This is a genomic window from Planctomycetota bacterium (assembly GCA_021414025.1).
Classification (GTDB): domain Bacteria; phylum Planctomycetota; class Phycisphaerae; order Phycisphaerales; family SM1A02; genus SYAC01.
Genome location: JAIOPG010000007.1, coordinates 414,028 through 429,843 on the forward strand (window position 1 = coordinate 414,028; position 15,816 = coordinate 429,843).

Below are 15,816 nucleotides of genomic sequence, written 5' to 3' on the forward strand. Positions count from 1 at the left end.
GGCCGACCGCGTAGGGCCGGACTTCCCCGTGATAGGCTCCGACCCGGGCCGACAACCCCCGAGCGCACGAATCGGCCAGCGACACGATCCAAGAATTCCAACATGAGCCAATCCACCGCACTCCAATCCAAGTCCTCCTCGCGGCGTGAACTCTCGCAGGGCGGCGAGCGCCTCGAGCGCCGCCTCTTCGCGGCGCTGGCCGGCGGCATCCTGCTGCTCACCAGTTGGGTCGGAAGCCTGCTCGGCCTGCAACCCCAGGTCGCCCAGATTCCCGCGGCGATCGGCGCCCTGATGCTGGTGGCGCCGCTGGCCTACGGCGCGCTGCAGGAGATGAAGATCGGCCGGCCCAGCGGCGACTCCCTCGCCTGCCTGGCGGTTCTGGCGGCGCTGGCGAACAACCTCTACCTGGCGGCGGGTTTCCTGGCTTTCTTCCTCTGGCTCAGCGAGCTCATTCTCAGCCGCACCGCGTGGGGCGCCCAGCGTGCCATCCGCGACCTGGTCGAGTTGACGCCGGACATCGCCCGCCTGATCCAGGCCGACGGCAGCGAAAAGGAAACCACGCTGGACCAGGTCCGCGTCGGGCAGAAAGTGCGCGTGCGCCCCGGCGAGAATCTCCCCGTGGACGGCCGCATCATCGCGGGGCAGAGCAGCATCAACCAGGCCAGCTTGACGGGCGAGGCCATTCCGATTGAAGGCAGCGAAGGAACGCTGGTGTATGCCGGTACGACCAACCTCACCGGACAGCTGGACATCGAAGTGACCGCGGTCGCCGGCGAGAGCACGATCGGCAAGGTCGAGTCGCTGATCCGCGAGGCGGAGAACGCCAAGGGGCACCGACAGGAATTGATCGAGCGGCTGGCCACCTACTACGTGCCGGTGGTGCTGATGGTGGCGGCGCTGGTCTGGTTCTTCACCAGCAAGAGCGAGATCGCCTCGGTGCGCGACCAGGCGGCGGAGCGCGCCGTAACCGTGCTGGTGGTGACCTGCCCCGGCGCGTTGCTGATCGCCTATCCCACCGCCATGGTCGCGGCCTTCGCCGCGGCGGCGCGGCTGGGCATCATGATCAAGACCACCCGCGTGCTCGAGAGCGCCTCCAACATCGACACCGTGGTCATGGACAAGACCGGAACGCTGACCACCGGCAAGTTCAGCGTGGGCCGCCTCGCCCCCGCCGACGGCGTCGACCCCGCGGTGCTGCTGCAGGCCGCGACCGACGCGGAGCAGAGCAGCAACCATCCGCTGGCCCGCAGCATTCTGGAGACGGCCGCCAAGGCGCGGATCCTGCCGCGGGCGATTCGCGACTACAAGGAATTGCACGGGCGCGGCGTCTCGGCGCAGACCCCCGACGGCACGGTCCTTGCGGGCCGGGCGCAGTGGCTTCTGGAGAACGACGCCTCCATCGCCGGCGCGGTCGAGCAGGCCTCCAAGCGCATCGAGGGCATGAGCAGCGTGCACGTCATGCTCGGCGGGCGCTACCTGGGCGCCGTGGGACTGGAGGACAAGCTGCGGCAGAACGCCAGCGAGGTCATCGCGCGACTGCGCGAGCTGGGCGTGCGCAAGGTCTGCATCTTCACCGGCGACCGGCTCGGCGTGGCCACCCGCGTTGGCGAAGCGGTCGGCGTGGATTCCATCGAGGCGGAGTGCCTGCCCGAGGAGAAGCACGAGGAGTTGAAATACCTGATCCGCCGCGGACACCGCACACTGGTGGTGGGCGACGGCATCAACGACGGGCCGATCCTGGCCAGCGCCGATGTGGGCGTGGCCATGGGACTTTCCGGAAGCGACATCGCCACCAATTCGGCCGGCGTGGCTTTGATGAACGACGACCTCCGCCACATTCCCTTCCTGCTCGAGCTGGCGCGACGCGCCCGCGGCATCATCGCCCTGAACATCGCGGCGGCGCTGGTGCTGGCCCTGGTGGGTCTGGCGCTGGCGGCCACGGGCCGGATCCAGATCTGGATCACCCCCTTCTATCAGGCCGGCGCCTACATCTTCGTCATCGCCAACTCCCTGCGACTGGTGCGCTTCGGCGAGGACGTCAAGGGCGCCGAGGACATCCGCCGCTCGCTCGAGGCCAGCCGGCCGGTCAAGCCGACCCGCCAGGCCGACCTGCAGCGCGTCACTTCGGGATGACCACTTTATTTTGCACGGGCGCTCGCGGCCGCTTCAGGACGGCGCGCGCTATGCGTTGCCCGCCACCGCCAATGGAAATTTATTTTCCGCCGCCGGACTTGCGGAGCTCGTCGAGAATCTCGGTGGCCTCCGCCTCGGTCAGGCCGCCCGTGCCGATGCGCACCGGCACCTGCCGCGACAGCGACGACTCCAGGGTGGCGTCGCAGACGATCTTGCCCTTGTACAGCAGCACCAGCAATTCCTTGACGTGGCTCCCGGTCTCCGCCTGCAGGTTGATCCGCGAGGAGATTTTCACGTCGAAGTAGAGCCAGGTGTCCCCGGACTTGGAACGACCCGCGTTGGAAATTTCCGAGAAGCGCAGCACGGGATTCGGATTCATCCACACCGTGTTGGCCTCGGTGCGCGGCTCGTCCCGGTAGGTCATGGGCACGTAGTCCTTCTTGGGCTTCGTGCTGGCCAGATGCCACTCCAATTGAAAGGGCGGCTTGGACGGATCGACCGGTTCCGTGGACTTGCATCCGCACAGAAGCGCGGCGGCCGCCAGGGCAAGAAGCATCGTGGTCCGGCTCACGCGATGGTGATCTCGGTGTCCAGGAAGACGTCCTGGACGGCGTTGAGCAGCTTGACCCCGTCGGCCATCGACTTTTGGAAAGCCTTGCGCCCCGAGATCAGACCGGTGCCGCCGGCGCGCTTGTTGATGACGGCGGTGCGTACCGCCTGGGCCAGGTCGTCGGCGCCACCGGAGGCGCCGCCCGAATTGATCAGACCCGCGCGGCCGCTGTAGCAGTTGAGCACCTGGTATCGGGTGAGGTCAATCGGATGGTCGGTGCAGAGATCGGTGTAGATGCGCGGATCGAATTTGCCGTAGCTGGAGCCGCCCATGTTGAGCGCCTGGTAGCCGCCGTTGAGCTCGGCCTGTTTCTGCTTGATGATGTCCGCCTCGATGGTGACGCCCAGATGGTTGGCCTGCCCGGTGAGGTCGGCGCTGACGTGGTAGTCCTTGCCATCCTTCTTGAATCCGGAGTTGCGCAGGTAGCACCAGAGGAAGGTCACCATGCCCAATTGATGCGCCTCCTGGAAGGCCTTGGCGACCTCCACGATCTGCCGGTCGGAATCATCGGAACCAAAATAGATGGTGGCGCCAACCGCTGCCGCGCCCAGATTCCACGCTTCCTTGACCGAGCCGAACATGATCTGCTCGAACTTGTTGGGCATGGTCAGCAGCTCGTTGTGATTCAGCTTGACCAGGAAGGGAATCTTGTAGGCGTATTTGCGGCTGACCGAGCCGAGCACGCCGAAGGTCGTGGCCACGCCGTTGCAGCCCCCCTCGATGGCGAGCTTGACGATGTTCTCTCCATCGAAGTAGAGCGGATTCTTCGCGAAACTGGCTCCGGCGGAGTGCTCGATGCCCTGGTCGACCGGCAGGATGCTCAGGTAGCCGGTGCCCGCGAGGCGGCCGGTGTTGAAGAAGAGCTGCATGTTGCGCAGCACCTGCGGATTGCGGTCGGACCCCACCCAGATCCGGTCCACGAAATCCGGACCGGGAAGGTGGAGCAGCTTCTTGTCCACCTTGGCCTTGTGCGTCAGCAGGCTGGCGGCTTCCGCGCCAAGTATTTCAGAGGTTCTGCCCATCGTCGATGTCGCCATGGTTCTGCTCCTGTGGACATGACTGTACCCGACCTTCCGGAGGCGTCCATCGCCGGGACCGGCGCGATGGAATGGTCGGCCGCGGTAGGCTGGGCCGATGCGGATCTATGCGGGCATCGACGAGGCGGGCTACGGGCCCCTGCTCGGGCCGCTGACTGTCGCATGCACGGCGTGGAACACAGAGGAGTCGCTGGGACTCTGGCCCGACCTGTGGAGCGCTCTCTCGAGCGCCGTGTGCCGGCGACCCAACGACTCCAAGGGCCGCGTGGCGGTCGACGACTCCAAGACGCTCAAGGGTGCGAAGGCGGCGAAATCCCATCCGCTGCGGAACCTCGAGCGCGGCGTGCTTTCCATGCTCGACGCCATGCAGCGCGAGTCACGTCCGGGGGAAATCGATTTCTTTCCGCTGAACGAGGGCGATTTCCTGTGCCGCCTCGGCTGCGATCCCGCCGCCGCCCTGCCCTGGCACCGGGAGCAGAATGCAACCCAGCTTCCCGTGGCGACGCCCAAGGACGACCTGCAGATCACGGCCAACCGCGTGCACCTGGCTTTTGCTCCTTCCGGCGCCCGGCTGGCGCTGATGCGCTGCGTCATCGTGGAGCCGGAGGAGCTGAACCGACTCTCGAAGATCGCGGGCAGCAAGGCGGCGGTGAACGAGCTGGCCCTGCTGCGGCTGCTGTGCGAGCTGCGCGAAAAATTCGCCGATGCGGATCTCTGCGTCGCCTGCGACCGACAGGGCGGGCGCACCCGCTACCTCAAGCCGCTGCAGCGGGCCTTTCCCGACGCGGTGGTCCGCATCCACGACGAGAGCGACCGCGGCAGCCGCTACGAGCTCTTCGAGGGAAGCCGGCGCATGAGCGTCTCCTTCGAGGTCGACTCGGAGGAGCGCCACCTTCCCGTCGCGCTGGCCAGCATGACCGCGAAGTACGTCCGCGAGCTGAGCATGGCGCGCTTGAACGCCTACTTCACCCAGCGGATGCCCGGGCTCGCCCCGACCGCGGGCTATGTCGAGGATGGAAGGCGGTTCCTGGCGAAGATCCGCCCGCATCTGGCCCAATGGGGGGTGGAAACCGATGATTTGGTGCGAAAAATGTGAGGTGGGCTCCCGGGCGGCCTCCCGCGACGACCGCGGCGGCAAATCCCGCCAACCCTTGACCTGACCCACTAAAAATGCCTACTCTCTTCGATTCTCCACCGCAGGCGTCCCATTGCGGTTGGAGGCGATTTCGGGACGCACGCACGCCTTTCACACGCCCCGCGGGGCAGACGAGTTAGCCACATGCCCATTGATCTGACCAAGGTTCGCAACATCGGAATTTGTGCCCACATCGACGCCGGCAAGACCACCGTCACGGAGCGCATTCTTTTCTACACCGGAAAGATCCATCGCATGGGTGAAGTGCATGAAGGCACCGCCACCATGGACAGCCTTGAGGAAGAGCAGAAGCGCGGCATCACCATCCAGAGCGCCGCCACCACCTGCCCATGGGAAGCCGACGGCGTCGAGTACAAGATCAATCTGATCGACACCCCGGGCCACGTGGATTTCACCATCGAAGTGGAGCGCTCGCTGCGCGTGCTCGACGGCGCGGTCGCGGTGTTTGACGGCAAGGAAGGCGTGGAGGCCCAGAGCGAGACGGTATGGCGCCAGGCCGACCGCTACGGCGTTCCGCGACTCTGCCTGATCAACAAGATGGACAAGCTCGGCGGCGACTTCGACTACTCCTTCGGCAGCATCAAGGCCCGCCTTGGCGCCAACGCCATCGCCATCCAGGTTCCCATCGGCGGCGGCGCCACCTTCAAGGGCATCGTCGATCTGATGCGCATGAAGGCCATGTACTGGGATCCCGCAGAGCAGGGCAACGAGATCAAGGAGACCGAGATTCCCGAGGATTTCCGCGAAACCGCCGAGAAATGGCGCACCCAGATGGTCGAGAACATCGCCGACCTGGATGACTCGCTCGCCGAGAAGTACCTGACCGATCCCTCGACCATCACCATTCCGGAATTGAAGCTCGCCCTGCGGAAGGCCACCATCGCGCTGAAGTGCGCCCCGGTGCTCTGCGGCTCCGCGCTCAAGTACACCGGCGTGCAGAAAATTCTCGACGCCGTCGTGGACTACCTGCCCTGCCCGACCGAGCGCCCTCCCGTGGAAGGCGTCGACCCCAAGGATCCCTCGATCAAATTGTCGCGCCCGCACAGCGAGGCCGCTCCCTTCTCCGCACTGGTGTTCAAGGTGGTCAGCGACGTCGCCGGCAACCTCACCTACCTGCGCATCTACTCCGGCAAGCTGACCAAGGGCAGCCGCGTGCTCAATCCCGGCAACGGCCGCCGCGAGAACGTCAGCCGCCTCTACGAGATGCACGCCCAGAACCGGACCGCGCTGGACGAGACCGGCACCGGCCAGATCGTGGCCGTCGTCGGACTGAAGGATTCGTTCACGGGCGACACCCTGTGCGATCCCGACCATCCGATCGTGCTCGAGCGCATGGTCTTCCCGGAGCCCGTCATCTCGATGAGCATCGAGCCCAACACCGCCGACGACAAGAAGAAGCTGGGCGAGTCGCTCACCATCATTCGCCGCGAGGATCCCTCCTTCCGCAGCAACTACAACGATGAGACCGGCGAGACCATCATCAGCGGCATGGGCGAGCTGCACCTTGAGATCATCAAGAACAAGCTGGTCCGCGACATGAAAGTGAACGTCACCGTCGGCAAGCCCCGCGTGGCCTACCGCGAGACCATCACCGGAACCGGCAAGGAAATCCGCGGACTCTTCAAGAAGCAGTCCGGCGGACGCGGCCAGTACGGCGATGCCGTGGTCACCGTCTCTCCGATGACCAAGGAGGAGGCCGATGTCGAGGAACTCGTCATGAAGGATGGCGTGGTCTTCGAGGACAAGGTCACCGGCGGCGCGATTCCACGCGAGTTCATTCCCAGCGTCGAGTACGGAGTGCGCCAGGCGGCCGCGAGCGGCATCCTGGGCGGATACCCCGTGATCAATGTGCGCTGCCAGCTGGTGTTCGGTTCCTATCACGATGTCGATTCCAGTCAGATCGCCTTCGAGCAGGCCGGCGCGCTGGCCTTCCGCGAGGCCTGCACCCGCGCAGGTTTGGCGCTGCTCGAGCCGATCATGAAGTTGGTCGTCACGACCCCCGATGAATTCTTCGGCAATGTCGCCGGAGACATCGCCAGCCGCCGCGGCCAGATCATCGACAGCGAATTGCGCGGCATCACCCGCCTCATCACCGCGGAGGTCCCGCTGGCGGAGCTCTTCGGCTACACCACCACGCTTCGCAGCATGACCCAGGGTCGCGCCTCGAGCGTGATGGAGCCGCACACCTACCGCATCATGCCGGACCGTCTGAAGGATGAAGTGTTGGCGAAGGCCTGATCCTTCGCTGACGGCATCATGCCGAACCGCACCCTGACCACGAACCCCGCCCATGTGCACATGGGCGGTGATTTGTGGCGTTCCTGGATGAAGACGGCGGCGCGGATCGCCCTGCGCGGGCATGGAAATGTCGAGCCCAATCCCATGGTCGGCTGCGTGGTGCTGGACGCCCGCGAGCAGCTGGCCGGCTGGGGTTGCCACCGGAAGATCGGTGGCGCGCACGCCGAAATCGAGGCCCTGAAGCGGGCCGGCGCCAAGGCCCGCGGCGGGACGGCGATCGTGACGCTTGAGCCCTGCGCGCATTTCGGGCGGACGCCCCCCTGCGTCGACGCCCTGAGGAATGCCGGCGTGGCCCGCGTGGTCTACGGCGCCGAGGATCCGAATCCCGAGGCCGCCGGCGGCGCCGCCAAGCTTCGCGAAGCCGGCATCGAGGCCATCCTGCTGCGCTGCCCCGAGTGCGACGAATTGAACGAGCCCTTTCTGAAGCGTGTGCGCACCGGGCTGCCCTGGGTCCTGGCGAAATGGGCGCAGACCGTGGACGGTTGCGTGGCGACGCGGAACTACGACTCGCAGTGGATTAGCGGCGAGCGCAGCCGGCGCATGGTGCACCGCGAGCGCGGGCGCGTGGACGCCATCCTGACCGGCATCGGCACCGTCATGCACGACGATCCCCAGCTCACCGCCCGCGGCGTCCGCCTGCGTCGCAATGCGATCCGCGTGGTGATTGATCCCGAGCTGGTGCTGCCGCTCACGGCGTCGCTGGTCCGGACGGCGCGCCAGTTCAAGACCGTCGTGGCCACGCTGCCCAAGTCATTTTCGGAGCGCTCCGAGCACCGCCGCGCTTTGGGCGACCTGGGGGTCGGCTGCATGAAGCAGCACTCGGACTTCCGCGGACTGCTGGCGGCGCTGCGCAAGGAGTACGGGGTGCACACCGTGCTGGTCGAGGCGGGCGGCGGCCTGACCGGCGAGCTGCTCAAGGAGCGGCTGATCGACGAGGCGTGGGTCTTTGTCGGCCCGAAAGTGGTCGGGGACCGCGAGGCGATCCACCCCGCGCGCGGCCTTTCGCCGCTGACCATGGATGACGCGATCCCGCTGCGCCTTCTCTCGGTGCGCCGCCGCGGGCCGGACGCGCTGCTGCACTACCGGTTCGACGATCCGAACATCTCGGGCTCCAGCGGAAACGACATCGTCGCGGGATAGACCCGGGTGAGGTTGCCGCCGTCGCCGACGAGCCATCGCCCCTGCGCATCCTTGCCGATCACCAATGCGATCGCGGCGCCGCCGGACAATCGCGCGGTCATGTGGGCAACCACCAGATTCGGCGGAATGGCCTCGGTCGCCAGATCCGAGGCCCGCGCGGCGCAGAGGGCCTGCAGCAGTTCGCGGATGCGCCGCGGATCCGCGGGACGCGCCTCCGACGCAGGCTCCTTGATTCGCCAGGTCGCCACGCTCCGGGCCAGCTCGGCTCTCGGAGTTCCGCTGGCGCCTCGCAGCTCGATCGATGCGACCTCGGCCGGATCGACGCCCAGCATGGTGGCGTCGATGAAGGCGGCGCTGGGCGGAAAGAGCGCGGACAACGAGCGCTTCTCGAGCTGGAACACCCCAGGCCGATCGCGCCGCTTGCCGAAGCGCCCGCCTGGTCCGGCAGGGCCATCGCTTCCAATCTCCAGCACTTCTTCCACGGACACCCCCTTGGAGAGATCGAGCGACCGGATCGACACCACGGCGGCCGGAGTGGCAAGACCGTAGAGCGCAAGGTCCTTTGGCTCGTCGTCGACGATGCCCTCATGCTCGAGCCGCGCCACCGCCTCCAGGAAATCCGCGACCGCGCCATTGTCGGCGCGGGCCTCGATCGGCTCGACGAGGGACCAGCGCCCCTCCTTCTTCTCCAGCGCCACCTCCAGGCGCTTCGCGCCGGAGTTCGCCTGCACGATGACGCGGTCGCTTGCGGCGCCGGGTCGGTCGAAGAGCCTCGCGCTGCGCAACTGGACGGGATCTCCCTCGACCAGCATCCGGTGCAGGTCGCTGGAGCCCGGGCCGCCGATGTTGCGCTCGACTGCGGCAATCCACGCCAGCCCCGCGGGATGACGGGCGCCAATGCGAAGGGTCGCGCTGCCTGTGGGCCAGGTCGCCTTGAGGCTCGGAGCCGATTCATCCAAGCCCGCCCGCGCCGGCATTTTCAAGAGGTCCGTGGCCTGGATCACCCGCGCTTCCGCCATCGCCACCAGTGCCCGGCGGATGGCCGCGGGATCCGCCGGCTGCGCCACGGGAGACGTCTGCATCCACGCGTCGCCGATCCGCTCGAACACCAGCGTTCGACCGGCTTTGCGGGCCTCGATTTTCGAGACGAGATCCACGGGAATCTCGGCGAGCAGCTGCGGCTCGTTGGCGGTGCCGGCGCCGGAACGCAGGAGCCAACCCAGGGCGACCAGCGCCAGCGCCGCCAGCCACGGCTTCAGGACTCGGGGGATGGTGCTCATCGGCGCCGCCTCTTTTTCCAGATGGCCTGGCCGGTGAGCGCCAGCCCCAGCGGTATGCCGGCCAGTCCAAACGCTCCCAGCGCGATGCGGGATTTTTCACCGAGCTCGGGTACGCGCCCCGTGTCCGCGACCGTCGCGATGGGGTCCCCATGCGCGAGCCAGCGGACGACGCCGATGGCCAGGTCGCGGTTGCCCGGATAGCGCAGTGCGCGGCGATCGCCCTCGCCCATGCCGCTGTGCAGCGTGAGCAGCCAGGAGAGCCCGCCGGAGATCGCCGCCCGCGCCCCATCGTCGCGCTCGGCGACCACCAGCACCGCAACAGCGTCGTTGAAGACCTTGCCGGCCGGCGCCGCCTCGACCGCGCGGCTCACCACGCGGGGGTCGTTCTCGATCCAGCGCTGCGGCGCGGGAGGAATCCAGGCGACGGGCGCCGCGGTCCAGGAATCGCGCGGACGTACCTCGATGGGAATCGGCATCGGCCAGAGGATGCTTTCGCCGGCCGCGGCAAGCGCCGCGGGATGCCCGGAGCCGGAACCGGAAAACTCTACGAAGTTGCGGAGTTCATTGGTGTTTTCCGATCGCGCCCCCAGGTCAAGAACAACCTGGCCAGATCGTGCCCGCACGCCGGCAAATTGCAGCAGGTCCGCCCAAGGATCGCTGATCCCCATGGCGGCGAAGGGATTTGGTGTTGCCGCCACCCAGACGCTCTCGCCTTCGGCCAGCAATTGTCGCGCCGCCGACAGGAGCGCGTTCTCCGCAGGGTCGGGCTCCTGTGCGCTTCGATCCAGCGGCGGGATCACGATCCAGACTCGCTTCGCCCCCTGGGTCAGCGGTCGCGTCGCCTTCGATGGATTCCATTCATCCACTTCCATTCGCGCGGCGCGGAAGGAATCCGCGATCAGATGCAGGTCACCGCCACCCGCGGCGGCCTCCAACGGCGATCGCGCCTGCGAGTGGATGATCGTGACGGCGATCCGCGGCGCCCCCGCGGCGCAGCGGATCGCCTCTGCGAGGGCCAGCTCGGCCGCGTCCGCGCTCGCCCGCATCTGCCACGCGGGAATGGCCGCGACTCCGCGCGGCCCGCTCACGATCAGCGTGGGCGGATACTGCATGGCGGCCGCGACCTCGGAGAGGCGCAGCGGCGGTAAGCGATCGATGCGGTCCTGGGCGGCCTTGGCCTGCTCAGCCTGGGCGGCACAACTTCGCTGCAACTGCCGGACCGCCTGCTCCATCGCGGGAGCGCTGGTTTTGAGCCGATTACCCGCGATATCCGCGACTTCCTGAAGGGCGGCGGACCACCATTTCAGCTCGTACGCCAGCTTCCGGCCGGCGCCCTCGACGTTGCCCAGCGGTCGCTCAGCGCTGGGCGCGGCGAGCTGGGCAATGGCGTCGCGCAGCGCGTGCCCCTCGGAGGTGGTCTTGGCCATCGCCGCGGCGGCGGACTCAAGCTTGCTCCGCGCCGCGTCATCCTTGGGCAAGGCCATGGCCAGTGCCTGGACCTGCGCGGCGGCCGCGTCCGCGAAACTCTCGATCGAGCGATGCGCCTCAAGTCCCTTGTTCGTCGCTTCACGCCACGCCTCGGCGCTCTTCTCCTCGCCGGCCTCAATCATCTCGAACATCGCGGCGGAGGACTCAGCGTCCGCAAGCTCCAGCTCGTCGAGCTCCTGGCAGCGCAGAGGGCTTCCATCCGAGAGGACGCCGCGCGAGGCCCGTGCCAGCACGCTGCGCGCATGGCGCAGCGCCTCGGCGTCCGTGTTGCCTTTGGCCGTCAGCAGCGCGACCCGCATCGGCGCCGGGCACTCGGAGATCAGCTTCCGCGTGGCGGGCTGCAGCGATCCGCTCAGCAGCGACGCCGCGTCGACCCGGGTCGCCGGCGCTCCCGCGCCGCGGACCGCCAGCACCGCGGCGACCACCGCGGCCAGCGCGCCCAGGCCGGTCGCGATTCTCAGCGATTCCCGCCTTTTCGTCGGTGGTTCCGCGTCGCTCTCCGCCCAGGCGCCGGCGCACCAGGCGCAGCCCGCGCCCATCGCGAGCAGGCTCAGCGCGCTTCCCAGGTCGAGCGAGCCGCGCGTGAAATCCTCGGCGCGGCGCAGCGGGTCCAGTGCAAAGGAGGCCGCAGCCAGCGCGGGCCACTGCAGCGACTGCCCACCTCGGCAGAGGGCAATCCACGCGGCGACGGCGGTCAGCGACGCCACGATGGCTCCGGCGCCGGATCGCACCACGGTGCCCGCGAGCAATCCCGCGCCGGCGCCGGCAACGGCCAGCAGCCAGAGTCCCAGCATGCCGCAGGCGATCACGCTCCACGATGGGCTCGCCACGCTGGAGAGCGCGACGGCCTGAAGGAGAATGGGAAGCGTCAACGCGGCGCACGCCAGCGCGATCGCCGCAAACTTCGCGTGGATCACCGTCGCAACCTTGACCGGAGAGGCGAGGGTCAAATCCCAGGTGCCGCCGCGCCGCTCGCCGGGAACACTTCGCGCCGCCAGCGCGCAGGCCGCGGCGCCGACGCACCACAACGAAATGCCGATGGCGCGGGAGAGATCCGCGACGGAGCCGCTGGCGAGCCCGCCGAAGGCGAACCCCATGCCCGCCGGAATCGCCACCGCCGCCGCGGTTCCCCAGACCAGCGGCGTGGATGCGAGCGAACGCAATTCGCGGAGAAAACAGGTCGAAAATCCGGTCACGACGCCTCCAGCGCGAGTCGCTTGAAGGCATCCTCAAGCGGCCCCGCCTCCACATCCATGCGCCGCACCGCCACCCCGTCGCGGGCCAGACTCCGCGAGAGCGTGGAACGAGCCTCGAGCGTGACATCGCCCGAGGCGGTCATGGCGTGCCATGCTCCGTCCAGCGGGCGCTGCATTTCCAGTCGCAGTCCCGCCTCGGCGACGGCGACTTCGGCGCGGACGGGATCGTCCACTTCGATCTGGAGCCGGGCGGCGACGCCCAGTTTCCGGCGCACCTCGTCGGGCTCGCCCATCGCCACCACGCGACCGCGGTCGAGCACGATCAGCCGGTCGCAGGTGGCCTCGACTTCCGCAAGCACGTGCGTCGAGAGCAGCACCGTCACACTGCCCCGCAGCGACTGCAGCATTTCGCGGAAGGCCATCACCTGGGCCGGATCGAGTCCGGCGGTGGGCTCGTCCAGCAGCAGCACCTTCGGCCGCGAGGCAAGCGCCGCCGCCAGCCCGACGCGCTGCCGAAATCCGCGGCTCAGCTCGCCGCACAATCGATGACGCACCTCAAGCAATCCGCAGCGCTGCATCGCCTCCTCCGCCGACTTCGGTGCTTGGCGATGTTCGATTCCTTTCATTTGTGCCGACCATTGGATGAACTCGTCGACCGATGCGTCGGGATGCACGGGCGCCCGCTCGGGCAGCCATCCCATCCGCGAGCGGGCCTCGCGCGGCTGCGACCAGACATCCGCGCCGTCGACCAAAACCTGGCCGCGATCCGGCGCCAGGGCGCCTGCAATCATCCGCATCGAAGTGCTCTTGCCAGCCCCATTTGGACCCAGAAATCCGCAGATGGCCCCCGCTGGCACATAAAAACTTACGCCGTCGACGGCGATGCGCGAGGCGAAATTCTTGGCTAAATCTTGAGCGACAATCATGGTGATGCCGATTGAAGTGAGGAGTGTAAACCGTCGACGAAGGTTCGTGTCCCCTAGACTCCACGCATGACCGCAAAGACGCACGAATCCGGCACCTTTGACGCCGCGGCCCTGCTGGAGGGCCTTGTGGACGGTGTCGGAGTCGTGGACGCGTCCGGCGAGATCGTGTGGATGAGCGGACGACTCGCGGCGCAGACGCCCGAGGTGATGCGCCGCTTCGCCGACACCTGCCGCGACATTCTGCGCGAGGCCAAGCCCGACCGGCCGAATCAGTTGCGCCGTTTCCGCAGCGGCACCAAAACATTCGAGGTCGCCATCTCCAAGATGGAGGTGGCGGGCCGCAGCGACCACGCCGTGGCCACGCTGCTCAACGTGACGCCACGGCAGCGCCTCTTCGACCGCATCGAGCAGGTCGACAACGCCGGCGACCTGATGCTGAACCTCGACGCGGTGATCGTGAATCCGCTCAACGTCGCCGAGCGGCTGAAGCTGCTCGAGAGCCGCGTGGAGCAGTCGCTGCGGGAACTCTTCGCGGCCTCCAACTATCAGGTCCGCCTGCTCGACCGCAAGACGCGCGTGCTGGAGCTGGTGCTGCACCGCGGCATCGCCCCGCTGCCGATCGGCCAGCAGATGCGCGCTGACATGGAAGGCGCCGGCATCACCGGCTACGTCGCCAGCACCGGCCAGAGCTACCTCTGCAAGGAACCCGCCAGCGATCCGCGCTACCGCGCCGGCCTGCCCAACTGCCGCTGCTCGCTGACCTCCCCGCTGCTGCTGCACGACCGCGTGGTCGGAACCATCAACCTGGAGAGCGGCGACCCGCGCGCCTTCGAGGAGGAGGACCAGTTCCTGCTCGAGCTCTACGGGCGCTACGTGGCGATGGCCCTGAACATCCTGGACATGCTGATCGTGGAGCGTTACACCACCAATCAGCGCATCGCCGGCAGCGTGCAGGAGGAGATCGCGATTCCCGTGCGCTCGCTGCGCGAGTCGCTGGAGTCGCTGCGCGGCACCATCGCCAACTCCAGCGCCGGCATGCTGGCCCTGGGACAGATGGAAGATTGCGTCGCCTCGCTTGAGAAGCGGCTGCAGAGCGCGACCGACGGGTTCAAGGGAATCCTGGGCGTGGACCGCATCTCGGTGGCGGGCACGACGCAGCCCAAGCTCGCCGGCCGCCGCGTGCTGGTGGTCGACGACGAGGCCGGCATCCGCGACGCGATCGTGAGCATCCTGAGCCAGCATGGCGCCGTGGTGACGGCCTTCGAGCGCGGCGAGCCCGCGCTGGCCGCACTGGAGAGCGCCAAGAAGGAGGACAAGCCCTTCGAGCTCGTCCTCAGCGACGTCCGCCTGCCGGACCGAAACGGCTACGAGATTTTCCGGGCCACCAAGGCCATCGACACCGAGACGCCGGTGATCCTGATGACCGGCTTCGGCTACGACCCGAACCACTCGATCGTGCGCTCCAGCCAGGAGGGGCTGCACTGCTTCCTCTTCAAGCCCTTCCAGGCGCAGCAACTGCTCGACGAGGCCTGCAAGGCCATCGTGACTCCGCCGCACGGCCTCTAGCCGCACACTTATTTTCGATCGGCCACCAGGATGCGGTCGAGGCCGTCACCGTCTTTTTCGACGCCAAGAAATTTCAGCTCAGGCTGGCTCCGCGCCAGCAGCTCCACCGCCGCCCCCTGCGACGCGGCGATCTCCACCAGCAGACGACCGCCGGGTCTCAGCCAGCCGGCTGCCTGAAGCAGCAGCGGCTCCACGACGCGCAGCCCGTCGACGCCGCCGCGCAGCGCCGTCTCCGGCTCGTACTTCCGCACGTTGGGGGCGCAGCGGGCGAACTCCTCGTCGCTGATGTAAGGCGGGTTCGCGGTGATCAGGTCGAAGGTGCCCCGCTCCTTTGCCGCGATCGATTCAAAGAGGTCGCTGACGCGAAAATCGATCCGCGCCTCCTGGCCGTGGCGTGAGGCGTTGCGGGTTCCGAGCGTGAGCGCCGCGGGGACAAGGTCCGTCGCCAGCGCCGACACCTCGATGGCGGGCGCCGGCGCCTCGAAGTTGTTGCGCTTGGGAGTGACCAGCGCGGATATCACGCTCACGGCGACGCAGCCGGATCCCGTGCAGAGGTCCAGGATGCGCAGCGGCGACCGCCCCGATTCCCTCGCCCACGCGACCGCGAGCTCCGTCATCCGTTCCGTGCTGGGCCGTGGGATCAGCGTGCTGCGGTCCACGAAATAGGGCTTGGCGTAGAACCAGGTCTCCCCCACCAGATATTGCACGGGCTCGTGCTCGGCGGCGCGGCGGACCAGCTCGCGCAGCCGGGCGAGCTCGCCGGCGTCCGCGTTTCGGTCGGCCTCCATGTAGAGGCGCGTCCGCTCGCAGCTCAGGACATGCCCCAGCAGCATCTCGGCGCAGAGGCGCGGCGCGTCGACGCCTTTGCCCGACAGGAAGTCCGCGATCCACGCCAACAGCCGCCGCGTTGTCCAGACCTCGTCGGAGGGGCCTTGTCGGGCGGTCGTTTCGGTCGGCTTTCGCGGCATGGTGTGCGGGACAAGTGT

11 protein-coding genes are annotated in these 15,816 nt (G+C 67.8%); 5 read left to right on the top strand and 6 right to left on the bottom strand.

The window, feature by feature from the left end:
* The first annotated feature begins 102 nt into the window (after positions 1–102).
* Positions 103–2,133 carry a cation-translocating P-type ATPase gene (locus K8R92_10915; protein ID MCE9620398.1) on the top strand — a complete coding sequence of 677 codons (2,031 nt, stop codon included), beginning with the start codon at positions 103–105 and terminating at the stop codon, positions 2,131–2,133.
* Positions 2,134–2,212: 79 nt separating this feature from the next.
* Here K8R92_10915 and K8R92_10920 read toward each other — a convergent pair whose 3' ends face one another.
* Complete coding sequence (locus tag K8R92_10920; GenBank protein ID MCE9620399.1) at positions 2,213–2,704, bottom strand: hypothetical protein; 492 nt, start codon at positions 2,702–2,704, stop codon at positions 2,213–2,215.
* Positions 2,701–3,780, bottom strand: coding sequence for a class I fructose-bisphosphate aldolase (locus tag K8R92_10925; GenBank protein MCE9620400.1), 1,080 nt, complete (start codon positions 3,778–3,780; stop codon positions 2,701–2,703). Before K8R92_10925 ends, K8R92_10920 begins: the two co-directional genes overlap by 4 nt.
* Before the next feature lie 97 nt (positions 3,781–3,877).
* On the opposite strand from K8R92_10925, the gene K8R92_10930 reads away from it, so the two are divergent.
* The 3 genes from K8R92_10930 (at position 3,878) to ribD (ending at position 8,374) form a co-directional block, all read left to right on the top strand.
* Positions 3,878–4,876 carry a hypothetical protein gene (locus K8R92_10930; GenBank protein MCE9620401.1) on the top strand — a complete coding sequence of 333 codons (999 nt, stop codon included), beginning with the start codon at positions 3,878–3,880 and terminating at the stop codon, positions 4,874–4,876.
* Between the two features lie 183 nt (positions 4,877–5,059).
* Positions 5,060–7,174 (top strand): elongation factor G, encoded by a 2,115-nt coding sequence (fusA, locus tag K8R92_10935; protein ID MCE9620402.1) that lies wholly within the window; start codon positions 5,060–5,062, stop codon positions 7,172–7,174.
* Positions 7,175–7,192: 18 nt separating this feature from the next.
* Positions 7,193–8,374: a bifunctional diaminohydroxyphosphoribosylaminopyrimidine deaminase/5-amino-6-(5-phosphoribosylamino)uracil reductase RibD gene (ribD, locus tag K8R92_10940; protein ID MCE9620403.1), complete on the top strand. Its 1,182-nt coding sequence runs from the start codon at positions 7,193–7,195 to the stop codon at positions 8,372–8,374.
* On the opposite strand, the gene K8R92_10945 is transcribed toward ribD, so the two are convergent.
* The 3 genes from K8R92_10945 to K8R92_10955 are packed head-to-tail and all read right to left on the bottom strand — an operon-like array spanning position 8,314 to position 13,264.
* A complete protein-coding gene (locus tag K8R92_10945) occupies positions 8,314–9,654 on the bottom strand; it encodes a DUF4340 domain-containing protein (GenBank protein ID MCE9620404.1) in 1,341 nt (446 codons plus the stop codon). The two genes, ribD and K8R92_10945, sit on opposite strands and share 61 nt — an antisense overlap.
* On the bottom strand, positions 9,651–12,338 hold the full coding sequence (locus K8R92_10950; GenBank protein ID MCE9620405.1) for a hypothetical protein: 2,688 nt from the start codon (positions 12,336–12,338) through the stop codon (positions 9,651–9,653). Before K8R92_10950 ends, K8R92_10945 begins: the two co-directional genes overlap by 4 nt.
* Positions 12,335–13,264, bottom strand: a complete 930-nt coding sequence (locus K8R92_10955; GenBank protein ID MCE9620406.1) for an ABC transporter ATP-binding protein — start codon at positions 13,262–13,264, stop codon at positions 12,335–12,337. The genes K8R92_10950 and K8R92_10955 overlap by 4 nt, the downstream gene beginning before the upstream one ends.
* Positions 13,265–13,330: 66 nt before the next feature.
* On the opposite strand from K8R92_10955, the gene K8R92_10960 reads away from it, so the two are divergent.
* Positions 13,331–14,830 (top strand): response regulator, encoded by a 1,500-nt coding sequence (locus K8R92_10960; GenBank protein ID MCE9620407.1) that lies wholly within the window; start codon positions 13,331–13,333, stop codon positions 14,828–14,830.
* A gap of 8 nt (positions 14,831–14,838) precedes the next feature.
* On the opposite strand, the gene prmC is transcribed toward K8R92_10960, so the two are convergent.
* Entirely contained in the window at positions 14,839–15,798 is a 960-nt protein-coding gene (gene prmC, locus K8R92_10965; protein ID MCE9620408.1) for a peptide chain release factor N(5)-glutamine methyltransferase, read from the bottom strand.
* Between the last annotated feature and the right edge of the window lie 18 nt (positions 15,799–15,816).